Consider the following 22,680-nt stretch of genomic DNA (forward strand, 5'->3'; position numbering starts at 1 on the left):
CCATGAATACTACACACAATGAGCATGAGCGCATCTTGGTGGTATATCCACATCCAGATGATGAAGCTTTCTCTGTATCGGGAACGTTAGCCAAATACATAGATGGCGGTGCCCATGTAACCTATGCTTGTCTAACCCTTGGCGAGATGGGGCGCAACATGGGGATTCCTCCATTTGCCAACCGAGTGACGTTGCCTGCCATCCGTAAACAGGAACTCATCGAAGCTTCTGAAGCGATTGGTATTCAGGACCTCAGAATGCTCGGTTTCCACGATAAAATGCTGGAGTTCGAAGACCCCCAGTTACTGGAAGACACCATCATGTCGCTACTTAAAGAGTTAAACCCCACGCTGGTCATTACGTTCTATCCAGGGTACAGTGTTCATCCTGATCATGATGCAACAGGAGCCGCTGTTATACGTACAATCGCTAAACTTCCTGTGGATGAACGTCCGATTGTTCACTGCGTTGCGTTCGCTAATAATCAGGAACAGTACATTGGCAAACCGGATGTATTTGTTGACGTATCCGAATTTTTGGATCGGAAAATGGCGTCCATTCGTGCCCATCGTTCACAATTCCAGGCAGCAGAGCTTGTAGGAAATCGTGAGCTGAATAATGAAGAAATCAAGAAACGTTTTGGCAGAGAAACATTTTGGACCTATCCATTTGAATAATATGTTACTTAGAAGTCGCCTATATGGCGGCTTTTTTTTGATTTACATCACAATATCGACACAAAAATGTAGCGTCTATAGCCTAATTGAGCTATATGGAATAAATATCATTTTAAGTACACTGTGATCAGGATTGTGGTAACGCTTCATTTATTACGTTGCTTCAATGGATGAGGAACATGGAGAGTTGATTTTAAGTGGAATGGAGGGATGGTGTGTACAACCAACGTATATTTTGGATTAACGTAAGACCCGTTGAATACATTGCCACAGCAATAAGCAACTTGAACAAGAAGCCTGAATTGCATGGTTTGAATCATGAGTAATCCTTGGGCAGGATTGGGTGCATTCAACAGTTGTAAGAAGAGTTGGGTTACGGGTTTAATTTTTCTAAGCGGAATGATGATGCTCCTACTATCTCTTCAGCACGGTGCAATCATGGCCTCCTCCGGACAACGTGAGCTCATTCCCCTTCAGCCTATGATTGACCGTTCTGCACCTGGAGAAGTCATTGAACTTACATCAGGTCGTTATTCTGGACCCGTGACGATTGACAAAAACATCACCATTCAGGGTGATCCTACGGTTATAGTTGTTAATGCGGAAGCCACCTCTACGATAATCATTCGCTCGGATGGGGTGAAATTGAGCGGTTTTACAATTGAACATGATACGAATGAACAGACTGCAGCGATTCAGGTTGAAGGGAAAAACAGTGAAATCACGGATCTGCATATTCAGACTCAGGGGTACGGGATGATCATTCGGAATTCGAGTCATGCAACGATTCAACGGAACAACATTACATGGATGGGGGCTGATTCTGCTTCCAGTGGCCAGAAGGGCAATGGCATTGATCTGTACAACTCCCATGATAGCTATATTGAAGCCAATGAGATCACTGGCATGAGGGATGGAATCTATCTGGAGAACAGTCGCCGGTCTACCGTGCGAAATAACAGGTTGTTACATACAAGGTACGGCATCCACTGTATGTACATTGACGGCTCTTCTGTCATGAACAATACCGGAGAGCAAAACATGACAGGTGCCATGATCATGGGCGTCAAAAATACGGTTATATCGGGCAATTCTTTTCGTAAACAGAGTACTAATGTTCATTCCCAAGGCATTCTGTTGTATGACGTGCATCAATCCTCAATTCATAACAATGTGGTGGAGGGTAATCGTGTCGGCATGAATATTGCAGAATCCTCGGACAATGAGTTCCGCGGCAATGCGGTGCTTCGGAATTTTGTTGGTATCCAGCTGGTTCTGGCAGAAGCTAATAAGTTTACAGGTAACCAATTGGTATCCAATGTTATTGAAGCTTCAGCGCTGGATAGCCCGAATAATATCATGATGGAGAATTACTGGGACTCCTTTCAGGGGCTCGATTTGAATCAGGATGGGATCAGTGAAATTTCCTATGCTATTAATCCTTTTTATGAGCAACTGGTCAGTCGAAATTCTGCGTATCAGCTCTTTTTCCAATCGCCGGGCATGGTCTTTCTAAGTGACTTGTTTACAGAAGGCAGAGAACAATGGACTACCGATAAGTCGCCACGAATGAGCATGGATACGGGATCTGATCTGCACATGCCAGTGGACATAGCTACAGGTAACCCTGTGGTTTGGATAATAGGACTAGTTCTGTTGGGTATGGCAACTTTTATAATCATCTATATGGGGGTATTACGAAAATGAACAAACGCTTGACCAGAAGATGGTCCATGTTCATGGTACTTATGTTTGGCATGTTATTGTTAACCGCTTGTGGAACAAAATACGCGGCATTGCCGATCAATGAAGACGTGGATATCTGTGCGATCTGTAAAATGCAGGTGAAGGACGATGCATATGCAACACAGCTCACTACGAAAGACGGCCAAAATTACAAGTTCGATGATATCGGCTGCATGAACCAGTGGAAAACACAAAATGGTACAGATAACATCGGTATGGACTATGTGCGTGATTATAATGACAAAGAATGGATTGAATACAGCAAAGCCACGTATGTATACGATGCTTCATTGCGGACGCCTATGGCCTATGGAATTCTTAACTTTAAGGACAAGGCTTCAGCTGAAGCATTCGTTGCAGAACAAGGTGTGGGGACGGTTATGACCGCTGAGGATCTTGCTTCGCATGACTGGAAACAGAATACAGAAAATATGGACATGATGGGTGAACATGGGCATGATGAGGGACATGGTGACCAAGCTGAAAGTGAAGGAACACACCAGGAAGGTGAGATGAAAGAAGAGTCAGGCCACTAGGTATGACAATAGAAAATGGTGATCAATGATGTCAGATATGATACAGATTGCAAGACGAGAAGTGAAAATGGGATTTCGCAATCCTTGGGCATATTCGTTTCTGATTCTTTTTTGCACATTTAGCTTAAGCTTGTTACTTCTGAATTCACAGAATCTGGTTGAGGGATATTCGGGCACCACAGGTTCGATGTTAAATCTCATTCTCTACCTTTTGCCATTAATGACGCTATTCCTCGGTTCCTTTTCATTAACATCGGAAAAGGAAGACGGCAGCTGGCAGCTGCTATCCACGTATCCCATCGACACGATGTCTTTTATTGTGGGCAAGTATCTCGGGCTGTCGATTGTTTTGATCACCATTGTTGCGTTTGGATACGGCCTGATGGGGGTCATTAGCGGAGTAATCGGGAATCCACTGGATGCCGTGACATATCTTCTCTTTCTGACCTTTTCCTGTGGACTGGTGTTGTTATTCCTGACGCTGGCTCTATTTATCGGTTCGTTGTCGCGCAATCGGTGGCAGGCGTTAACCATATCCGTGACCGTATGGTTCTTCGCTGTCATTGGATGGCCGACGTTATTGCTCTCTGTGCTGGGATTAATGCCTTATCTTTGGGTCAAACCGCTGTTGATTATACTAACACTTATCAATCCGGCCGAGCTGGTACGTTTGTATGTCGTGATCAAACTGGGAGGCGGCTCCATACTGGGACCAGAATATTATCGATGGGTGGAGTGGGTGCAGCAACCAAGTGGCAGTTGGATCTTCATCGGGATATGCCTGTTCTGGATCACCTGCTCTGTCCTGGCGGTATACGCGATCTGGGAGAGGGGGCGTTCTCATGGATAAAGCGGGGCTCGAAGTGATGGGATTGTGCAAATCCATTAAAAAGCAACCGATTGTTGAGGATATCTCCTTTCACATGAATTCTGGCCAAGTGCTTGCCCTCTGTGGAGGGAATGGCGCAGGGAAAAGCACGGTTCTGCGAATGATCGCAGGAATTCTTCGGCCTACCTCCGGTGAGGTTGCGGTGAACAATGTGCGATGGTTGAACGAGCGCAAGCGTTATTCAGAGCAGATTGGATATATGCCGGATGATTATCAATTTAATCAGGGACTGAGTGCGGAGGAAATGCTTCTGTTCTGGGCTTCTCTGAGGAAAGTTCCCAAGGAGAGAGTACAGGAAGTACTGACCATGGTAGGTTTGGAAAATCAAAAGAAAAACCGGGTTACGACTTTCTCCAAAGGCATGCGCCAACGTGTGTTATTTGCCCAGGCTGTACTGTCCAAACCACCACTGCTCATCATGGATGAGCCAACAAATGGATTGGACCCATTTTGGATGCAGGAATTAGCTCAGCTGCTCAAGGGAATAAAACAGGATGGTCACATGGTCGTGTTCTCGACTCATCAGCTGGAGATTGCAGACGATATTGCGGATCAGGTAATATTCATGAACCATGGACGTAATGTTGGAGAGGGCTCCACTCATGACTTTTGTGATCAATTCGGTTCGCTCCAAGCAGCATTTCATCAAAGTCTTGGTTTAAAGTGAAGGTGAGTATATTGCAGAAAAAGAGTTTTAAAAGCAGACGTACACTTACAATTTTGATTGGTGTGATCGCATTGTTAGCAGGTACATGGGCCATTTTCGAAAATGTATCGACACCCGAATCTCGGCGAGGTAACGCCATTGAAGCTGGTGCCGTGGCTCCTGAGTTTACAGCGGTTAATTCAGCAGGCGAACAAGTCAAGCTATCGGATTATCGTGGCAAAGCCGTCATGATTAACTTTTGGGCTTCATGGTGCACACCCTGTGTAAGGGAGATGCCACTCGTTCACCAGATTGCTCAGGACTATCAGAACGACGTGGAAACCCTGTTTGTTAACGTGGGGGAATCGAAGGGCACGATTCGTGAGTTCATGGATAAGCAGGCGTTTGATTTTCCGGTAATCATTGATGTGACGGGCAATATATCAGGTATGTATCGTATTACGGGTTTGCCCGCAACGATGGTAATTGATAAGGAAGGGGAGTTCCGTCATATATTGCTTGGCGAACTGACCGAGGATATCCCATTGCAGCAATGGCTGGAAGAGAGTATCTAGTTGTAAGCGTTGGATGGTGAGAAAAGGGGCAGGAACGCTCGAGATCGCCCAAATTTGGAGTAGATGAATGTATGTTAAAAGTAACTACAAAAATATAACATAAAAAGGCGGACACCCATCTAACGAAGGGGTGTCCGCCTTTGCTACTTTTGCTTTTGAAGATATGCTGCTTCGCAGCCGATTACAATACAGCAGCTGAAGCGTGATTGGTACGAGCGATTCTGGTTGCATCAACCATGTTGCGCAGAGAAGCAACCGTTTCTTCTTGTCCACGGGTTTTCAATCCGCAGTCCGGGTTAATCCAGAACAGCTTCGGATCAAGAACACGCAGGGCACGTTCAATCATGCTGCTCATTTCATCTACACTCGGAACACGTGGACTATGGATATCATATACGCCAAGACCGATACCGAGCTCATACGTATTTTCTTCAAAACTATGAATCAGTTCACCGTGACTACGGGATGTCTCAATGGAGATAACATCCGCATCCATAGCTTCAATGGAATCAATCATGTCATGGAATTCGCAATAGCACATATGCGTATGAATTTGAGTCGTTTCATGCACCGTGCACGTGGAGATACGAAACGCTTTGACTGCCCAAGCCAGGTAATCAGCTTGTTCATTTTCTTTCAAAGGAAGCCCTTCACGAACAGCCGGCTCGTCAACCTGGATCATACCAATGCCTGCCTGTTCAAGTGCTTCGACTTCCTGTCTCAACGCATACGCCAATTGATAGGCAATCTGCTCACGAGCAATGTCTTCGCGTACGAATGACCAGTTCATGATGGTAATCGGGCCAGTCAACATGCCTTTGACAGGACGCTCAGTCTGCGATTGGGCATATTTCGTTTCTTCAACCGTCATTTCACCAGTAAACGCAACATCTCCGAAGATGATAGGTGGCTTCACGCAACGGGAACCATATGATTGTACCCAGCCGAACTGTGTAAAGGCAAAACCGGCAAGTTTCTCGCCAAAGAATTCAACCATGTCGGTACGCTCAAACTCACCATGCACCAGTACGTCAATTCCGATCTCTTCTTGAATCTTGATCCAGATATCAATCTGATCCCGGATGAAGGCAGCATACTGTTCGTTGTTCAACTCACCCTTGCGCCACAACTGACGTGCTTTTCTGACTTCAGCAGATTGTGGGAAACTACCAATCGTTGTTGTCGGGAAGAGTGGCAATTGCCATTTGGCCTGTTGGGCTTCATGACGCTCTGCAAAAGGACGGGAGCGCTCTGGCTGTTGGACACTGATGGAAGCAACGGCTTTCTGTACAGCGGTGCGATTTCGGTCTTCGGATTGCTGAAGCGCCTGAAGAGGAAGCTCTGCTTCGTCTATTTTGGTGGTAATCTCTGCACTTGGTGAAGATAAGGCTGCACTCAAAAGAACAATCTCATCCAGCTTTTCATCTGCGAATGCAAGAGCATTTTTCAGTTCGGGTGTAAGTTTTACCTCACGTTCTGTTGTAACTGGCACATGCAGCAGGCTGCAAGATGATTGCACGATGATACGTTCAGGTGTCACGAACTCAGTTAATTCATTCAGCAAGTTCAGTTTTGCTTGAAGGGAAGCTTTCCAGATCCCACGTCCATCAATAATACCTGCACCGAGCACTTTGTCTGCCGGGAAACCGGATGTCCGAATGGATTGTGTGTTACCAGAGAGTCCGTGTACAAAATCAAGTCCTACACCTTGAACTGGCAGTGCAACAATATCGTTGTAGTTTTCGACAGATTCAAAGTACGTTTGCAACATAATATTCAGGCCTGGAACGGCTGCGGCAAATGTTTTATATATTTTATTCAGACGCTGTACGTCTTCATTGCTTAATTTGGTTACCAGGATAGGTTCATCGATCTGCACCCACTGAACGCCTTCGCTTGCAAGTTCTTGAAGCAATTGAGTGTAAAGTGGCAGCAAGCGGTCCAACCAAGCATCTGTCTCGGATTTATCATAACCTTTGGAGAGCTTCAGGAAGGTTAGCGGTCCAACAATAACCGGTTTACCTTCAATGCCGAGTTTTTCTTTTGCTTCACGATAAGCGAGAAGTGGTTTGTTTTCCGTCAGAGTTGGGGAAGCCCCGTCCAGTTCAGGTACTATGTAGTGGTAGTTGGTGTTAAACCATTTTGTCATTTCACTTGCTGCGGCATCTTTTGTTCCCCGGGCAATGCCATAATATACGGACAACGGAACGGAACCACCATCATAAGCAAAACGTTTAGGAATAATGCCAAACATCACGGCCGTATCCAGGATATGATCATAATAGCTAAAGTCATTAACCGGAATGATGTCTATGCCTTTTGCTTGTTGCTTGCGCAAATGATCGATACGAATCTCCTGCAAACGTGCGTGAAATTCTGTTTCCTCCAGCTTACCTGCCCAGAACGCTTCCAACGCTTTCTTCCATTCCCGATCAGCACCAATACGCGGATATCCCAATACACTGCTTTTTGTCATCGTTTAAAACCCCTCTGCTTTTATGTTACACAAAATTTATCACAGATTCAGAGTTATAATGTAATTCCATTAAATTATACCTAGTTATAGCCTGAGGCTATATCCAAAGGAGTATGCTACATAAGTTGAATTAACGAGTATTTACACTTGCCACTCCGATGACATAATAACCTTCCAACTCAGCTAAGGATAAATAATAGATCGTAATCATATTTTGTATGCTTTTGCATTCGCTCGGGATAATAGAAAGTAAAAAGGTGGATGAGTATGGTAAATTGCCTGTGAGATTACCAACTATTATCAGGAAAATCATATGCCGGTACCTAGCTACGGGCTATATGATATCCACGTATTGGAACTTAAAAGGCGCACACAAGGTGGTTATAACTTTCGAACCGTTCTGGAAGTCAGAACTTTCTACGGTCCACATAACCCCCCCATATGGGAAAGAGATCATTACGTTTGAAATAGACACCACTAATGTTACAATGGTTAACTACGTTCATACGAATGATTGAAAGGAAGGCGGTACGCATGAACCTGTATCATATCCAGTCGACTGTGCATGGGATCAACAGAGTAGCATCATTTCTGGAAGACAATTATATTGGTATTGCTTGGTCAGGTACAGGGGATCTGGAGCAAACGCCCCCGGAGTTATGGAAGGAACAGTTAGTTCAACACTATAGCTTGGATGAAGCAGAATTGGCGAGCACACACGCGACACTACATATGTTTGCTAACCTCATGCAGGATGGAGATTATGTATTAATTAGCGATGATGAATGGACGTATGTTGGGGATATCGGGGATTATTATTACGACGATTCCGCTGGCACAGAAAACGACTTGATCTGTCACCGTCGGGGAGTTACATGGTTGGGTCGTATTCCTCTCGCTGAGCTGAATGACAAAGTGCAGGCACTGCAAAATGATTCAGCCATCCTTGCGAAGTTTGAGTATCCCATATCACAAGCACAGCTGGATCGAGGTCTTGCAGTCAGTATAACAGCCGAAGCAACCAACTCTCTCTCAACAGGGGTAGATGAAGCCACGATTCAAATAGCTCTCCAGGTGCTGAGAGAAGCGTTACACAGTGAAGAAGAAGAGCTGCGAATTCGTGCGGCTACAGCCATTTTACAGTTTGCAAAACAATAGGAAGACTATGCTAAGAATGGTTTCTGGGTTTAGACGGTAACCATTCGCGGATCAGCAAATTTACTATTTATAACCCTTGAGTAAGTTCTGAGATCTGTTCATTTACATTCACATGACTTCGTCCACCGTGGTAACAAATCACAGATGAAATGTCGAGTTCCATATACTTTTTCAAGGAGCAACGAGCCGTTTCGATATCCAGCGTAGTAGGTTCATGAATGCCTCCAAGCCTGCCGTCTACACTATACATTGAATCTCCGGCGATGAGCGTCTTGCTGCCCATCAAATATAGACTGATATGACCTGGCGTATGACCAGGTGTATGAATAACACGAATTCCGCCGCAAAACGGCAGTACCTGACCATCAGTTACCGTTTCATCTACTTTGCCCATTGGAGGATGCTCAAGGTGACCGTCTTTGAGAAGAGGGAGCTGTCCCTCAATATATGGCTTATCCAGCGCATGCGCATATATCTTGACTTGTGAGCCACACTCCTGCAAAATCTCGGGAAGACACCCGATATGGTCCACATCCTGATGCGTCAAAATCACTGCTTTAAGTCGGCTGATCGGCACACCAATCTTTTCGAGTGCGATACGCAAATCGTCATATTGTCCAGGGAATCCGGTATCAATTAACACAACCATTTCTTCATCCCATATCAGAACAGGGTGAATTATATTCCCCTCGAAATTAAGCTGAAGCATCGTTATTCCCTTTGAAATTTCCATAATATCAGACCTCCGAGAGTTGAAATTCATATACATCGTTGCTTGTTATATTTCTTATGTAAACGAATAAAGACGGCAATAAGATACGTTCGGGTATTTATAGGGTGTACTTATAGAAATATTCAATGAATTGGGGAATTGACGCTTGCTGTTGGGAATGATAATTTAGATATATCATTTAAACCAATAAGTCCAATAAGATAAAGGGGGTATGTGGGATGACACATATCGTGCATGCAGCAGCTGAAGATATTCGGAGCGAAGATTCGCTGTTATTGATCAAGGAACTGAGTGAAGAACTCGGTTTGTTATATGGCGGTGATGGAACGGCGGGATTTCAACTGTCAGACGTTGAGGTGCCACGTGCGGCTTTTATCGTTGCCAGGATCGACGGGTATCCGGTCGGTTGCGGAGCACTTAGACCCCTTGATGATACATCTGTAGAAGTTAAACGCATGTATACACGCAGTGGTTACCGCCGTAAGGGGATTGCCCAGGCGATATTGGCCGAGGCAGAGCGTCTTGCGAACGAACTTGGTTATACCAATCTGAAACTGCAAACAGGGCCCTTGCAGCCAGAAGCTGCAGCGCTGTATGAGCGTGTAGGGTATTACCGAATTCCTGTTTTCAGTGGCAATTGGGACAGAGTGTTGGCCTACCAGAAAGATCTGGTACACGAAAAAGTATAATTCTACGAATTACAGCTTTTATTTGCTGAACGGACAGAGGAACACAAGATAAAAGTAAAAAAGTCGCCGATTGGCGACTTTTTGCATTTTAACATACTGCATTTACTCCAATTATCTCATCTGAAAATACAGACAAAAGCGTTTAATCCGTTGCGCTATTATTGATCGAAGGTTCCTGATGTTGGACACCCCATTCGCATAGTCCTTCCAAAACGGGCAATAACGTTTCAGCTTTGGCTGTCAGACGGTACTCGACTTTAGGAGGGACTTGGGGATATTCTTTCCGCTCCACCATACCATCTGCTTCCAATTCTTTGAGCTGTGAACTCAGCGTTTTATACGTGATGGCGCCGATCTGTCTTTTAAGTTCATTGAAGCGGACAGGCTGGTTATCAGCCAGAAGATACATAATCACCATTTTCCATTTGCCACCAATAACGGACAACGTGTATCCAAAAGGGGTATCTTGAATATTTTTAACTTTACCGTGGTATTCAGCCATACTCATCATTCACACTATCCTTCCGGGTAGTACCTATCCTAAAAGACCGTACTATTTATTTGTTTGGGCTCAGTTTATACTAACCTTACTTTGAAGTAAAGGGGATTTACGATGACTCAAAAAACAATACGTTTACTTATGCCACAATGGCAAGGTGGAGATAATCCTAACTACTCTTTTGGAGCGGAGCTGCTTGCATGGCTTGCACCTGACAATGATCAACCTCTCATTCATGTTCCTGTTGAGGCTTATGATGGAACATCTCTGGTAAGCGAGAACGGGATAAAAGGCAGAACACAGCTACTTCAGCAATTGCAGGCTGCCCAGCATATTATTCAAGCTCACCAGCCCGATCGCATTGTCATGTTTGGCGGTGACTGTTTGGTTGAACAAGCCCCGTTTGCTTATTTAAATGAACGATATGGCGGAGAACTTGGTTTGATATGGATTGATGCACATGGTGATTTGGTTAGATACGAGGGCTATGATAACGGTCATACTTTACCGCTTGGGAACCTTCTTGGGGAAGGAGATCCGGAGTTTGCCAAACATGTGAGTGTCCCCTTGAAGCCTGAACATGTCTTCATGGCCGGGTTGACAACCCCCACGGAACAGGAAACCGAAGTAATTCAAAGATTGGGTATCCGAACGGCTGGAACTGAAGAATTAACCCATGGCATGGATTCGATTAAGAAGTGGATTAAAGAGACTGGGTTCAAACATCTGGCAATTCATCTTGATCTGGATGTGCTTGATCCTAACATGTTCCGTTCATTGTTATTTGCCAAACCAGGGGAACCTTATGTGTTTTCACCAGCGGGAACCATGCAAATACCTCACTTGCTTCATCTGATCAAAGAACTGTCTGAAGAAACAGATGTAGTTGGATTAGGAATAACTGAGCATATGCCGTGGGATGCCATTAACTTGAAGAATTTGCTTGGAGAAATTCCTATTTTGAACCAGTGATGTAGGATAACAAAAATATATCAGAATACTGATATAACGAGTCAAAATATAGGAAGATTACAGATAGAGATATCAATATTATTATATGGGTGGTTCGACGAGAATCAGAAATTAAACAAACTGAGGAGAGACACCCAGATGGTCACGTTATTGTTAATCATTATTTATCTCGCATTTATAGGGCTGGGATTACCTGATGCTTTACTTGGCAGTGCCTGGTCCGTTATGAAAAACGATATACATGCGACAACAGAAATGGCTGGTTACATATCGCTAATCATTTCATTTAGTACAGTCGTGTCCAGTCTGTCCGCCAGCCGATTGTTACACCGGTTCGGAACGGGTAAAGTCACATTATTCAGTATCCTCTCAACAACGATCGCGCTGTTGGGATTCTCATTCTCTGAGAATTTTGTGTTTTTACTGATTCTGGCGATCCCTCTCGGCTTAGGTGCAGGTTCGGTGGATGCGGCACTAAGTAATTATGTAGCCTTGCATTTCAAGGCCAAGCATATGAACTGGTTGCATTGTTTCTGGGGAATTGGCGCAGTGACAGGCCCACTCGTTATGGCATATTGGCTGAATCAAGCAAACAACTGGCGTGCAGGATACGTTACTGTGGGGTTGATTTTGCTTGGGATCGTGGTGATCTTATTATCAACTTTGTCTCTATGGAAGATTTTTGAGAAGGGAAGAGTAGATGGTTCAGGTGATGAGAAGAAACGCGTAAGCAACCGTGAGGCCATACGTATCCCCGGCGTGAAAATGTCGATGCTTGCGATGCTCTGTTACAATGGTTCCGAAACTGCTGCCGGTCTGTGGATGGCTTCTTTCTTCATTGTTAGCAAAGGAGTTTCTCCAGGTACTGCCGCAGCACTTTCCTCTCTATTTTTCATTGGCATTATCTTGGGCCGTGTAATCTCAGGTTTTCTTTCGACTCATGTATCCAGCAAAAATCTCATTAGATATGGTGGAATCGTTGGATGCTTCGGATTGGTTATCCTGGTTATGCCGGTACCGTACTGGGTTGCCGCAGGTGCTTTATTTATCGTGGGATTGGGCGGAGCACCGATCTACCCGAGCATTGTTCATGCGACACCGGAACGCTTCGGCGAGAAGGCATCCCCAAGTGTAATTGGACTTGAAATGGCCAGTGCCTATACAGGTTCAACACTCATCCCGTTAGGTATGGGACTCATAGCCAGCCAATGGGGAATGTCAATGGTACCCCTGATCCTGCTGATTCTGTTCAGTGTCATGTTCGTGGCTACAGAGCTGGTTAACAGAAGTAACAAGGCTACGCGCTTGACGGTGTAGCTCTTGCTACAGGTCATTAAGGCTCTGCCACTATATAACAAAAGGAACAACCATCTCTGGTTGCTCCTTTTGGTGTGTGGACTTTTTTTATAAGAAAATCAGCAACAATGTTCCTGCGGCAAAACAGTAATACGAAAAGTATTTCAGGTTGCCTTTGGCCATAATGCCCATAAACCATCTCATGGAGAAATAGGTGACAAAAAGTGTCGTGATGAATGCGATCAGATAAGGGATAGCGAGTTGTGATCGATTCGGATCATTGGCAATGTCGGATACACCCATAATGAGTCCACCAATACTTATGGGAATGTACAGCATAAAGGAGAACTTCAAAGCGGTTTCCTGTTTCATGCCGACAGCGATGGACGCAATTACAGTTGCCCCTGAGCGGCTTATGCCCGGAATAAGAGCGACCGCCTGAGCCAGTCCTACCAACAATGCATCTTTCGTAGACAGATCACCATCTTGCTTGCGACCACGAAGATTACGAATAAGCCACAAGGCAACCCCGGTGATTAATAGCGCGATGGAAACGGTATATACGGACGAGAATATTTCTTCAATCCGGTCCTTGAACAGGACCGCAACGACAGCAGCAGGGATCGTACCAATAATTATGTATAAGCAAAACATGAAGTCTGCTCGATATTCTTCTTTACGAGTACGCAGGTAACCTAATGCACCAATAATCAATTTTTTGATATCTTCCCGGAAAATAAAAATAATAGCGATAAGTGATGCTGTGTTTGTTAAAATCTCAAATGACAATCCATTCTGCTTGATGCCCATCAGTTTCTGGGCGATGATCAGATGACCGCTTGAGGAGACGGGAATCGGCTCCGTTGCACCTTGAACAATACCTAAAAATAAATACTTTAACCACAATATAATCTCTTCCATGTTGTCCTCCTTGAATACGTTTCATTGGCTTTCCAATGATCTCTCTTTTTAATAAAAATGACTTGTCTACTCTATTGATGATAGCTGTTTAAGTTGGTGACTTGCAAGTTAGAGTTCATAGAGAGAGGGAAATAAACATAGCTTGTCAAATCCTGCAGAGCATGATATCGTTGATAACGATTATCAATATCAACGAAAAGGTGGGTTTATTTTGCGTAAACAGATAAAATCAATATGGATCATGATGGCACTCATCTTGCTGATTGTACTTAGTGCATGTGGTCAGTCTGCCACGACCAATAGTACAACCGGGGACAGCACGAATGCAGCTGCGGAGACAGAAACCAAGACGGACTCGGATTCAGCTTCTTCCGCTGATAAAGTGGCAACTGCCGAAGAGGAACTTGTTACATATCAATCGGATGCAGGCGAAGTACAGGTACCGAAGAATCCTAAGCGCATTATTGATTTGACATCATTTTCGACAGGGTACTTTGTTGCCCTGGATGCACCGGTAGTTGGCGCATTATCAGGAGCGATGAACAACAAATATATCAAGGATCAACTTGCAGCAGCGGGCACCAGTGATCTGGGTCAAGAGCCTACACCAGAGAAACTAATCAGTTTAAAACCTGACCTATTTATCGTATACACTGGAACAGAGGGCATCGACAAGCTGGAGCAGATTGCGCCTGTTGTACAGATTGCTTATGGTAAGCGCAATTTCAAGGATCTAATGCTTGAAATGGGCAAGCTCACCAATAGAGAAGACGCTGCTAAAGCTTGGAATGCTAAATGGGAAGCGAAGATCAACGAACTGAAGCCCAAGGTTCAGGAAGCTGTAGGCGATCGCACCGTTTCCATCCTGAATCCGTATGCCAAAGGATTATTTGTATTTGGTCATAACTATGGTCGAGGCGGTGAAATTATTTACGGGGAGTTTGGTCTCAAGGCACCAGCCAAGGCCCAAGCTGAAGCGATTGACAGCGGAACTGGATGGGCTTCAATCTCCATGGAACTATTACCGGAGTATGCAGGTGATATCATCTTTACCAGCCCGTGGTCAGGAGATAAAACCGATCCCAAGATCGTATATGACAATACATTATGGAAGAACTTGCCTGCGGTGAAGGCAAATCATGTGTTCCAGCTTGACCCGACCTCAGACTCATACAACGATCCATTAACGTTGGAAGGTCAGCTGCAATTTATTTCTGATAGCCTGCTTTCGGCGAAGTAAGATTACTGCATAAATGGTAATACTGGAGCATTTCCAAACATCGTTACAAGATGGGGAAATGCTCTTCTTATGAGATTAGAATGTTATATACGTCGATCTTGGATGGATTTTGACCAATGTAATTAAGCTTGATACAATAGGATAACAGCTGATGAACATTAAATATCAAGTGGGGTGATCTAGATTGCAGCAAAAGAGTGAACGTTTGAATGTTTGGTTGGCTTTCTCTAACATTCATACCCATCTGAACGAGAAGCTGGAACAAGCTCTGCTTCAACAATATGACTTATCTTTGAAGGAATTTTATGTGTTAAACTTCATATATAATGCGGAGGGTAAGGAATTACGCCTACAGCAACTTCAAGAACTAGTGGGGTTGAGCCAAAGTGCTACTTCCAGGCTCGTCGTTAGGATGGAAGCCAAAGACTGTGGGGCTCTGGAAAGACATGCATGTGAAGATGACCGGCGTGGCATTTACACTCGTATTACGGAGCTTGGAGAGAATAAATACAAGAAAGCACTTCAAACGTTTAATCAGGTCTTGCAAACTGAATTGGAACAGGATGGATTTGAGACTCGATTAGAGAACCTCACTAAAGAATTGTTCTAAGGCTAGGGTGAATATAGGGTAATGTAATCATTTACCCTATAAGAAGACTTGACACTCAATAAAATATCCATTAAATTAAATGCACGCGCATGAATTTAATGTGGATGCGGTGATTCATGTATAAAGGAGGTATTGAACATGAAGGTATTCGTCGTTGGATCAAATGGACAGATTGGTCAACAGCTTATTCATCTTTTGAAGAATAGTGAAGAGCACACGGTTCTTGCCATGGTACGAAAACAAGAACAGGTAGATTCATTTGCAGCACAGGGTGTGGAAACGGTGCTTGCCAACTTGGAAGGTACGGTTGACTCACTTGTAGCTGCTGCAACGGGTTGTGACGCAATTGTATTTGCAGCTGGCTCTGGTGGTACAACGGGATATGATAAAACACTCCTCATTGATCTGGATGGTGCCGGGAAAACTATTGAAGCGGCTCAAAAAGCGGGTATTGATCGATTTATCATGGTGAGTGCGATTCAAGCCAATAATCGTGAGAACTGGCATGATAACATCCTTCCGTATTATGTAGCGAAACACTATGCTGATAAATTGTTAGAGATCAGTGGATTAACATATACCATTATACGTCCAGGGATTCTAACGAATGAACCAGGGTCAGGTAAAGTTTCTGCTTCTGAGAATATTACATCCGGTAACATCGCTCGTGAAGATGTAGCTCATGTGATTTTGGCCAGTTTGAGTGAGAAGAATACCTACAAGCGTTCATTTGATCTAATCGCTGGTGAGGATACAATATCTGAGGCATTAAGTGGGCTCTGATCCAAAACAAAATTTTCGACGATATCTGATGAGTTAAGAGAGGGCTATACAATGATTATGTTGATGCTTTTGACCTTCATATTAGGTATCTTCATCGTTGTACGTCAATTTTGGCCACTGCGCAACCTTGAATATATAGATTATCATGTATTTCTCAGACATGAGCGTGATTTTCGGCAGTATAAAGTGATCGATATTCGAGATGCGACGGATTATATGGCTAATCCTACTCCGGATACGATTAACATCTCACTGGGACGCCTTGCTTTCACATGGGAAAAATACCTTCTTCGAGAAGATAACGTAATTATAATGTCACCTGGTATGCTTCAATCCAAAAAGGCTGTCCGTATTTTGCGAAAGCATGGATTTGCATGTCTTTATGTGATGAAGTAAAAGATACATGTGAGTTCTAAATCATACGGAGTTATTAATCGTAGGCATTTATTCTATGCTTGCGCATGCATTTTTATTATACGTGATTCATGAAAAGGGGAGTTTTATTTTGATGACAGATTTGTTTAGTCCATATTCTTTTAAAAGCCTAGAGCTTAAAAACCGTGTCGTAATGGCTCCAATGTGCCAATATTCAGTTGAGCAAAAAGATGGTATTGCAACAGATTGGCATTATATGCACTACGTTAGTCGTGCCGTGGGAGGAACAGGTCTCATTATCATTGAAATGACAGATGTGGAACCGGATGGCCGGATCTCAGATTATGATCTTGGACTGTGGTCGGATGAACAGATCCCAGCTCTGAAGCGAATCGTCGATGCGTGTCACAGTTATGGTGCCAAGGTCGGTATTCAGATTGCTCATGCGGGCCGCAAAGCAGAAGATGCCGAAGTTCCAGTTGCTCCATCCGCGATCGCCTTTGATGAGAATTCCAAGCAACCTAGAGCGCTCACAACGGATGAAGTTAAAGGAATGGTTGAAAAATTCCGGAGTGCTGTAGCTCGTGCTGTAAAAGCGGGCTTTGATACAATTGAGATTCATGGTGCACATGGTTACTTAATTCATCAATTCCATTCTCCACTAACAAACAAGCGAGAAGATGAATATGGTCAAGATTTAACTTTATTCGGCCGGGAGATTATTCAGGCTGCGAAGGCAGAGATGCCCGAGGATATGCCCTTGATGATGCGTATTTCAGCCAAAGAATATGTAGAAGGTGGCTATGGCATTAACGAAAGTTCCGAGTTTGCCAAGGCATATAAAGAGGCAGGCGTTGACGTATTTGACATCTCATCTGGTGGCGAAGGACCTATCGCTGCATGGGGCAGACCAGGAACTCACGCGGCTTATCAAGTACCTCTCGCTAAAGCAATCAAAGAGGCTCTTGATGTGCCCGTGATTGCTGTTGGAAGACTCGATGATCCTACGTTGGCAAATGCAGTCATCGGCAATGAAGAAGCTGATCTTGTTGCAGTTGGCAGAGGTCTGTTAAGAAATCCTTACTGGGCCTTGGAAGCAGCGTCTGCTTTGCGTAAGGCAACGGACGTTCCAAAACAATATACAACTGGCTTTTAATGTACTAATGATTTAATGTTAATCATCTAATGTTAATCATCTAATGATCTTCATTAATACATGAATAAGAAAGGACTCCTCTGACAAAACAGAAGGAGTCCTTTTTTGGGTTAAACTAGACAAGGTAAAGAAACATAATAGCCAGTCTTCATCAATAGAGTGTAGTCGTTTCATCGGCTCTGCCTCTCAAGCGTTTAATATCTTCTCTGGGCGGAAATCCGAACATGCGAGAATATTCACGACTGAATTGGGAAGGACTCTCGTAACCTACCTGAAATGCTACATCTGCTGCATCGGTGGATTTAGATAATAACAAGCGGCGAGCTTCTTGCAGCCTCAGTTGTTTTTGAAACTGAATCGGGCTCATGGCAGTCACTTCTTTAAAGTGTCTGTGCAGCGAAGCAGTACTCATATTCGCCAAATCCGCCAGATCCTCAACCCGAAAATTCTTATCAGAGTGATTCATAATATATTCAATAACGTCTCTGATTCGATAGGTGTGGCTTCCCTCCATGGTAGCTTGTTCCAGGGCAATCCCATGGGGGCCTTTCAGAACTTTATAGAGAATCTCCTTTTTGAACAAAGGAGCGAGTAGTGGGATATCTTCCGAATGATCTTCCAACAAACGGGCTAACCTGACGACTGCATCCAGCAAAGACGGCTCAGCTTGGCTGACAAACATCGCACGTCTCGTCGTTTTCCGCGGTCTTGCCGGGAAATCAGAATGGTTCAATACTTCCAGAATCTCACTGGATGTGAATTCAAGTTTCAGGGCCAGATAGGGAGCCTCAGACGAGGCTTGAATCACTTGTCCACTAACCGGCAAGTCAACGGTTGCCACGATATAACTTCCTGGACCATATCGGAAACGATCCTGTCCCAGCAGGACCTCTTTCTCACCCTGTACGATAATGCAGAAGGATGGTTCATTCACTCTAAATATAGGTTCAGTAACAACGGATTCGCGGATTAAAAATAATGAGGGGATAGCCGTAGGGTGCACCCCGTCCTTGTCAGACAAACGGTCAATGAGTGTGGCTAATTCGTTTTGTTGTTCATGTATTTGATCAGACATACATAGTTCTCCTTTTTCGACACAACATAATAAGTTACATTCTATCGTATATAGACCCTGGGCGGTAGAAAACGGATAGGAATAGGCAAACATTTGATGTGAATGGATAAGACACCTGATTGTTGGTTACATATTCACAAGTACACAGGTCATGATATACAACAAGTACAGAAGATATACACTTACGGATCAGCTAATACATGATCAGATGAGAATGAAAAGAGGTATCTGCATCTTTTATTTACTGATCGTTCCCGATGTGTTAGATTGATTTTAGGAGGGAAGTCGAATGGCTAGAAGTAAAGAGTTTGAAGTGAACGAAGTGTTGGATAAAGCAATGAAGATCTTCTGGGAACAAGGTTACGAGAAAACGTCGATGAGTGACCTGGTTGAGCATATGGGAATTCATCGCAGAAGTATATATGATACATTTGACGACAAACATTCGCTGTTCTTGCAGGCAATGGATCGTTACAGCGGTAAGGTCAGCACCACATTACTTGCAGAAATCAAGGCATCCAAGACGGCAGTGGAAGCACTGCATAAAATTTTCGATGTTATGATCAGTGAAGCAGAGGATACACCATCGGGTTGCTTGATCGTGAACTCGGCGGTAGAGTTAGGCACACGTGATCCGGACGTGGACACCCGATCTCTTGAATCGTTTAGCGAAGCTGAGCGAATGTTCGAGCAGATTATTCAATGGGGACAGCGAGAGGGAGAATTCTCCTCTGATCATGATGCGAAGGAAATGGCAGAGTACCTGCACAATATTTCCGTTGGCATCAGAGCCATGGCGAGAACCTCGACCGATAAGGAAAAATTAAACCGGATTATCGATGTATCGATGAAACTTTTGGAGAAATGATGAGCAGAGACGTACCCATAAAAGTAGCTTGAAATCCGTTAGAGGACTTCAAGCTACTTTTTTTGTCGCTAATTTTAGAAAAGAGAAAGCTTAAACCATCAATTGTTGATGGCATTTTCTATCGGTTTAATTTTATGAATCTCTTCGGTCCCAGCTTCCAAAGCTGTTTCATAGTAGGAGCGTTTGTGCTCGATGACTTCCATGGTTCTTCTTAGTTCCTCCATTTGTGCTTCCACAATAGCTTTTCGCTCCGTAAACATGTCATATCTTTGCTTCAGTGTGGAGTCCCCTTCAGAGCACCATACAATGAAGTCCTTAATGTCTTTAATAGGCATCCCGGTCAGCTTCAGACATTGAATGATCTTTAGAAAGTCGATGTCTGAATCTTTGAACAACCGTGTTCCGCTCGTAGTACGTTCTACAAAAGGCATGAGTCCTTCCTTATCATAGTAACGCAATGTATATACCGTAAGGTCTAATTTTTTGGCAACTTCACCGATTGAATAGGGCATTTAGAATGAATTCCTTTCTACTTGGGGTAGACCTCGAGTTAACTCTAGGATTGATCCGAGTGAATTCTAACATGTTGGATAACTGGATGTCAAAGTACGTTGGAGATAAAAAAATAAGATAAACATTTGACCTAGAGTTAACTAGAGGGGGTAAGATAACTTTGAACTTTAAATTACTAGGAGGTTATCCCATTGATTATAGCTAAAGCCAGAGCCGTTGACGGACCAGACCAACAATTCAGAAGTGCTGAAATTAAACGACGTGATCTGGATACCAATGATGTATTAATCGAGATTAAATATGCCGGTATCTGCCATTCTGACATCCATACTGCCCACGGTGAATGGGGTCCTGTGAATTATCCACTCGTTCCTGGACACGAGATTGCCGGGATTGTAACCGATGTAGGAACTGGAGTCTCCAAATATAAGGTTGGTGACCGAGTAGGGGTCGGATGTATGGTGGACTCTTGTGGTGAATGTGTTAACTGTCGCAAAGGTGAAGAGCAATACTGTCTCAAAGGAAATATTCAAACTTACGCTGGAGTAGACAAATACGGTGAGCCTACGCAAGGTGGATATTCAACTCATATTGTTGTCGTAGAGGATTTCGTCGTTCGCATCCCTGATAACATTGCACTTGATGCTGCTGCACCTTTGCTATGTGCCGGTATTACGACGTATTCACCACTTCATCACTGGGGAGCTGGCCCAGGTAAGAAGGTTGCCGTTGTAGGTATGGGTGGTCTTGGTCATATGGCTGTCAAAATTGCACATGCGATGGGTGCCGAAGTAACGGTTCTCTCCCAATCCTTAAGCAAAAAAGAAGATGGACTGCAATTTGGTGCAGATCACTACTTTGCCACAAGCGAACCGGAAACATTCGAGAAACTTGCAGGCACCTTCGATCTGATGATTAACACAGTAAGTGCTAATATTGATATTAACGCTTATTTCTCACTGCTCACGCTGGATGGTACACTTGTGAACGTAGGTGCTCCTGCAGAACCTTTAGCTGTTAACGTTTTTTCTCTTATCGGTCATCGCCGTTCATTCGCTGGTTCCATGATTGGTGGCATTCGTGAGACGCAGGAAATGCTCGATTTTTGTGCAGAACATGATATTGTACCTAATATTGAGGTCATCTCCGCCGATCAGATTGACGAAGCATACAAACGTGTATTGGCTTCCGACGTGAAATATCGCTTTGTTATTGATAACAGCACAATCTAAGTGTGAGTGTGCTAGTTAAAAGATAGAAGTAAGCAGCTGCCGATAAGGTCAGCTGCTTTTCTGTTTTGTTAATTGTAGGGGCGCTTTATAGCTCGCCTTCTTGGTGAAAGTTCATATTTAATCTTAACAATTCTTTTAAAATTATATTTATAAGCAGAAAAAGAGCCGCAACGGCGGCTCAAATAGATTAAAAATTAAGATGTAATAAAGGCTTAATATGATCAGTAGCTGCATTAAATTTATCAGAAAATTCCTTGGAATTCTGGTACTCTATTGGCAAGTCATTCAGGAATAATTTGATCTGTTTGACCACTTTTATAAGTACTTCAGAATCTGCACGATTACCTTTTAATTGATCCTTTACAAGATAACCATATTCATTTCTAAATATTAAAAAGTCATTGATAAGAAGATTTAGTTCAGAGAAGTTTTTAGCATTTTCTTTTAGAAGAGTTAATCGGTCATTCACTAAAATAATGGAAGCATAAACATCAAACATTTGCTCAATTTCTCCATTAGACTCTACCTCACTGGTTTGAGAAAGTGTATCATACAATTTCTGAACTCTCGAAACAAAACCAGTATAATAATTCGAATTAACCTCATTTTCTTTCTTGATGATTGAGTTCTCAATTAAAACAAAAGTTGAAGCAATAATCAATAAAACGACAACGATAACGATAACGACGATTTTAGAATCTTTTTTCTTCATCGTGCAACGTTGATTTGATTTTCGTTTGCAACAGTGAAGTGAAATTCTGCAGCTACGAGAATTAATAGTTCTTTCAATGAAATTAAAACTGTCTTTTTCTGCAATTAAAATAAACCCCCATAATGTTTTGTTATGTAAACAACATTAGAAATATTATCATAAAAAAAGGGAATAGATCCATCTGTACAATTTACCAAGTAAGTTATACATGTTTAAAACAGGACGTTAAACTAACGGGCAGAATATCGCAACGAACAGAAGATATCTGCGTCTAATAACAAGTTGGAAAAATTTGAAAGGAGT

At 43.4% G+C, this 22,680-nt stretch carries 24 protein-coding genes; 17 read left to right on the forward strand and 7 right to left on the reverse strand.

Going from position 1 to position 22,680, the window contains the following annotated elements; translation table 11 throughout:
- Positions 1–2: 2 nt before the first annotated feature.
- From bshB2 to NZ043_RS23715, 6 genes are all read left to right on the forward strand, one after another.
- The gene (gene bshB2 / locus NZ043_RS23690; protein ID WP_036608086.1) at positions 3–677 is read left to right on the forward strand and encodes a bacillithiol biosynthesis deacetylase BshB2; all 675 of its coding nucleotides are present in this window, start codon (positions 3–5) and stop codon (positions 675–677) included.
- Positions 678–995: 318 nt separating this feature from the next.
- Positions 996–2,384, forward strand: a complete 1,389-nt coding sequence (locus NZ043_RS23695) for a NosD domain-containing protein (RefSeq protein ID WP_339309375.1) — start codon at positions 996–998, stop codon at positions 2,382–2,384.
- Positions 2,381–2,959: a nitrous oxide reductase accessory protein NosL gene (locus tag NZ043_RS23700; protein WP_133384709.1), complete on the forward strand. Its 579-nt coding sequence runs from the start codon at positions 2,381–2,383 to the stop codon at positions 2,957–2,959. Before NZ043_RS23695 ends, NZ043_RS23700 begins: the two co-directional genes overlap by 4 nt.
- Positions 2,960–2,987: 28 nt before the next feature.
- Positions 2,988–3,809: an ABC transporter permease gene (locus NZ043_RS23705; RefSeq protein ID WP_339312847.1), complete on the forward strand. Its 822-nt coding sequence runs from the start codon at positions 2,988–2,990 to the stop codon at positions 3,807–3,809.
- Entirely contained in the window at positions 3,802–4,515 is a 714-nt protein-coding gene (locus NZ043_RS23710; RefSeq protein WP_339309376.1) for an ABC transporter ATP-binding protein, read from the forward strand. The genes NZ043_RS23705 and NZ043_RS23710 overlap by 8 nt, the downstream gene beginning before the upstream one ends.
- Before the next feature lie 2 nt (positions 4,516–4,517).
- The gene (locus NZ043_RS23715; RefSeq protein WP_339309377.1) at positions 4,518–5,069 is read left to right on the forward strand and encodes a redoxin domain-containing protein; all 552 of its coding nucleotides are present in this window, start codon (positions 4,518–4,520) and stop codon (positions 5,067–5,069) included.
- Between the two features lie 181 nt (positions 5,070–5,250).
- On the opposite strand, the gene metE is transcribed toward NZ043_RS23715, so the two are convergent.
- On the reverse strand, positions 5,251–7,545 hold the full coding sequence (metE, locus tag NZ043_RS23720; RefSeq protein ID WP_339309378.1) for a 5-methyltetrahydropteroyltriglutamate--homocysteine S-methyltransferase: 2,295 nt from the start codon (positions 7,543–7,545) through the stop codon (positions 5,251–5,253).
- Positions 7,546–8,079: 534 nt separating this feature from the next.
- Here metE and NZ043_RS23725 point away from each other — a divergent pair.
- Positions 8,080–8,703 carry a hypothetical protein gene (locus NZ043_RS23725; RefSeq protein WP_339309379.1) on the forward strand — a complete coding sequence of 208 codons (624 nt, stop codon included), beginning with the start codon at positions 8,080–8,082 and terminating at the stop codon, positions 8,701–8,703.
- A gap of 67 nt (positions 8,704–8,770) precedes the next feature.
- Here the strand turns inward: NZ043_RS23725 and NZ043_RS23730 are convergent, their stop codons facing one another.
- Entirely contained in the window at positions 8,771–9,436 is a 666-nt protein-coding gene (locus tag NZ043_RS23730) for an MBL fold metallo-hydrolase (protein WP_339309380.1), read from the reverse strand.
- A 218-nt stretch (positions 9,437–9,654) separates the two neighbouring features.
- Here NZ043_RS23730 and NZ043_RS23735 point away from each other — a divergent pair, with 218 nt between their 5' ends.
- Positions 9,655–10,125 carry a GNAT family N-acetyltransferase gene (locus NZ043_RS23735; protein ID WP_074095010.1) on the forward strand — a complete coding sequence of 157 codons (471 nt, stop codon included), beginning with the start codon at positions 9,655–9,657 and terminating at the stop codon, positions 10,123–10,125.
- Positions 10,126–10,267: 142 nt separating this feature from the next.
- On the opposite strand, the gene NZ043_RS23740 is transcribed toward NZ043_RS23735, so the two are convergent.
- Positions 10,268–10,633, reverse strand: a complete 366-nt coding sequence (locus tag NZ043_RS23740; RefSeq protein WP_026081085.1) for a helix-turn-helix domain-containing protein — start codon at positions 10,631–10,633, stop codon at positions 10,268–10,270.
- Positions 10,634–10,738: 105 nt separating this feature from the next.
- Here NZ043_RS23740 and NZ043_RS23745 point away from each other — a divergent pair, with 105 nt between their 5' ends.
- Positions 10,739–11,596: an arginase family protein gene (locus tag NZ043_RS23745; RefSeq protein ID WP_339309381.1), complete on the forward strand. Its 858-nt coding sequence runs from the start codon at positions 10,739–10,741 to the stop codon at positions 11,594–11,596.
- A 138-nt stretch (positions 11,597–11,734) separates the two neighbouring features.
- The gene (locus NZ043_RS23750; RefSeq protein ID WP_339309382.1) at positions 11,735–12,913 is read left to right on the forward strand and encodes an MFS transporter; all 1,179 of its coding nucleotides are present in this window, start codon (positions 11,735–11,737) and stop codon (positions 12,911–12,913) included.
- A gap of 87 nt (positions 12,914–13,000) precedes the next feature.
- On the opposite strand, the gene NZ043_RS23755 is transcribed toward NZ043_RS23750, so the two are convergent.
- The gene (locus NZ043_RS23755; protein ID WP_036608062.1) at positions 13,001–13,813 is read right to left on the reverse strand and encodes an undecaprenyl-diphosphate phosphatase; all 813 of its coding nucleotides are present in this window, start codon (positions 13,811–13,813) and stop codon (positions 13,001–13,003) included.
- 211 nt (positions 13,814–14,024) lie between these two features.
- Here NZ043_RS23755 and NZ043_RS23760 point away from each other — a divergent pair, with 211 nt between their 5' ends.
- The 5 genes from NZ043_RS23760 to NZ043_RS23780 all read left to right on the forward strand — a co-directional run bounded on the left by NZ043_RS23760 (position 14,025) and on the right by NZ043_RS23780 (position 17,977).
- Complete coding sequence (locus NZ043_RS23760; protein WP_339309383.1) at positions 14,025–15,053, forward strand: ABC transporter substrate-binding protein; 1,029 nt, start codon at positions 14,025–14,027, stop codon at positions 15,051–15,053.
- Between the two features lie 184 nt (positions 15,054–15,237).
- Entirely contained in the window at positions 15,238–15,663 is a 426-nt protein-coding gene (locus tag NZ043_RS23765) for a MarR family transcriptional regulator (RefSeq protein ID WP_017688556.1), read from the forward strand.
- Between the two features lie 138 nt (positions 15,664–15,801).
- Positions 15,802–16,446, forward strand: coding sequence for an SDR family oxidoreductase (locus NZ043_RS23770; RefSeq protein WP_339309384.1), 645 nt, complete (start codon positions 15,802–15,804; stop codon positions 16,444–16,446).
- Between the two features lie 51 nt (positions 16,447–16,497).
- Positions 16,498–16,842, forward strand: coding sequence for a hypothetical protein (locus NZ043_RS23775; protein WP_339309385.1), 345 nt, complete (start codon positions 16,498–16,500; stop codon positions 16,840–16,842).
- A 112-nt stretch (positions 16,843–16,954) separates the two neighbouring features.
- On the forward strand, positions 16,955–17,977 hold the full coding sequence (locus NZ043_RS23780) for an NADH:flavin oxidoreductase/NADH oxidase (protein WP_339309386.1): 1,023 nt from the start codon (positions 16,955–16,957) through the stop codon (positions 17,975–17,977).
- Between the two features lie 151 nt (positions 17,978–18,128).
- Here NZ043_RS23780 and NZ043_RS23785 read toward each other — a convergent pair whose 3' ends face one another.
- A complete protein-coding gene (locus NZ043_RS23785) occupies positions 18,129–19,052 on the reverse strand; it encodes an AraC family transcriptional regulator (protein ID WP_339309387.1) in 924 nt (307 codons plus the stop codon).
- 289 nt (positions 19,053–19,341) lie between these two features.
- Between NZ043_RS23785 and NZ043_RS23790 the strand changes: the two genes are divergently transcribed.
- On the forward strand, positions 19,342–19,920 hold the full coding sequence (locus NZ043_RS23790; RefSeq protein WP_133384723.1) for a TetR/AcrR family transcriptional regulator: 579 nt from the start codon (positions 19,342–19,344) through the stop codon (positions 19,918–19,920).
- Between the two features lie 98 nt (positions 19,921–20,018).
- Here the strand turns inward: NZ043_RS23790 and NZ043_RS23795 are convergent, their stop codons facing one another.
- Positions 20,019–20,432, reverse strand: coding sequence for a MerR family transcriptional regulator (locus NZ043_RS23795; protein ID WP_339309388.1), 414 nt, complete (start codon positions 20,430–20,432; stop codon positions 20,019–20,021).
- 192 nt (positions 20,433–20,624) lie between these two features.
- Here NZ043_RS23795 and NZ043_RS23800 point away from each other — a divergent pair, with 192 nt between their 5' ends.
- Positions 20,625–21,665, forward strand: a complete 1,041-nt coding sequence (locus NZ043_RS23800; protein ID WP_253508327.1) for an NAD(P)-dependent alcohol dehydrogenase — start codon at positions 20,625–20,627, stop codon at positions 21,663–21,665.
- Positions 21,666–21,852: 187 nt separating this feature from the next.
- On the opposite strand, the gene NZ043_RS23805 is transcribed toward NZ043_RS23800, so the two are convergent.
- Positions 21,853–22,377 carry a hypothetical protein gene (locus NZ043_RS23805; RefSeq protein WP_339309389.1) on the reverse strand — a complete coding sequence of 175 codons (525 nt, stop codon included), beginning with the start codon at positions 22,375–22,377 and terminating at the stop codon, positions 21,853–21,855.
- Positions 22,378–22,680: the final 303 nt, after the last annotated feature.

This window comes from Paenibacillus sp. FSL k6-2145, assembly GCF_037976585.1.
Lineage (GTDB): Bacteria > Bacillota > Bacilli > Paenibacillales > Paenibacillaceae > Paenibacillus.

Coding starts and splice junctions, on each gene's coding strand:
- bshB2 (WP_036608086.1), top strand. CDS start 3: ATGAATACTACACACAATGAGCATGAGCGCATCTTGGTGGTATATCCA.
- NZ043_RS23695 (WP_339309375.1), top strand. CDS start 996: ATGAGTAATCCTTGGGCAGGATTGGGTGCATTCAACAGTTGTAAGAAG.
- NZ043_RS23700 (WP_133384709.1), top strand. CDS start 2,381: ATGAACAAACGCTTGACCAGAAGATGGTCCATGTTCATGGTACTTATG.
- NZ043_RS23705 (WP_339312847.1), top strand. CDS start 2,988: ATGTCAGATATGATACAGATTGCAAGACGAGAAGTGAAAATGGGATTT.
- NZ043_RS23710 (WP_339309376.1), top strand. CDS start 3,802: ATGGATAAAGCGGGGCTCGAAGTGATGGGATTGTGCAAATCCATTAAA.
- metE (WP_339309378.1), bottom strand. CDS start 7,545: ATGACAAAAAGCAGTGTATTGGGATATCCGCGTATTGGTGCTGATCGG.
- NZ043_RS23725 (WP_339309379.1), top strand. CDS start 8,080: ATGAACCTGTATCATATCCAGTCGACTGTGCATGGGATCAACAGAGTA.
- NZ043_RS23730 (WP_339309380.1), bottom strand. CDS start 9,436: ATGGAAATTTCAAAGGGAATAACGATGCTTCAGCTTAATTTCGAGGGG.
- NZ043_RS23735 (WP_074095010.1), top strand. CDS start 9,655: ATGACACATATCGTGCATGCAGCAGCTGAAGATATTCGGAGCGAAGAT.
- NZ043_RS23740 (WP_026081085.1), bottom strand. CDS start 10,633: ATGAGTATGGCTGAATACCACGGTAAAGTTAAAAATATTCAAGATACC.
- NZ043_RS23745 (WP_339309381.1), top strand. CDS start 10,739: ATGACTCAAAAAACAATACGTTTACTTATGCCACAATGGCAAGGTGGA.
- NZ043_RS23750 (WP_339309382.1), top strand. CDS start 11,735: ATGGTCACGTTATTGTTAATCATTATTTATCTCGCATTTATAGGGCTG.
- NZ043_RS23755 (WP_036608062.1), bottom strand. CDS start 13,813: ATGGAAGAGATTATATTGTGGTTAAAGTATTTATTTTTAGGTATTGTT.
- NZ043_RS23770 (WP_339309384.1), top strand. CDS start 15,802: ATGAAGGTATTCGTCGTTGGATCAAATGGACAGATTGGTCAACAGCTT.
- NZ043_RS23775 (WP_339309385.1), top strand. CDS start 16,498: ATGATTATGTTGATGCTTTTGACCTTCATATTAGGTATCTTCATCGTT.
- NZ043_RS23780 (WP_339309386.1), top strand. CDS start 16,955: ATGACAGATTTGTTTAGTCCATATTCTTTTAAAAGCCTAGAGCTTAAA.
- NZ043_RS23785 (WP_339309387.1), bottom strand. CDS start 19,052: ATGTCTGATCAAATACATGAACAACAAAACGAATTAGCCACACTCATT.
- NZ043_RS23790 (WP_133384723.1), top strand. CDS start 19,342: ATGGCTAGAAGTAAAGAGTTTGAAGTGAACGAAGTGTTGGATAAAGCA.
- NZ043_RS23795 (WP_339309388.1), bottom strand. CDS start 20,432: ATGCCCTATTCAATCGGTGAAGTTGCCAAAAAATTAGACCTTACGGTA.
- NZ043_RS23805 (WP_339309389.1), bottom strand. CDS start 22,377: ATGAAGAAAAAAGATTCTAAAATCGTCGTTATCGTTATCGTTGTCGTT.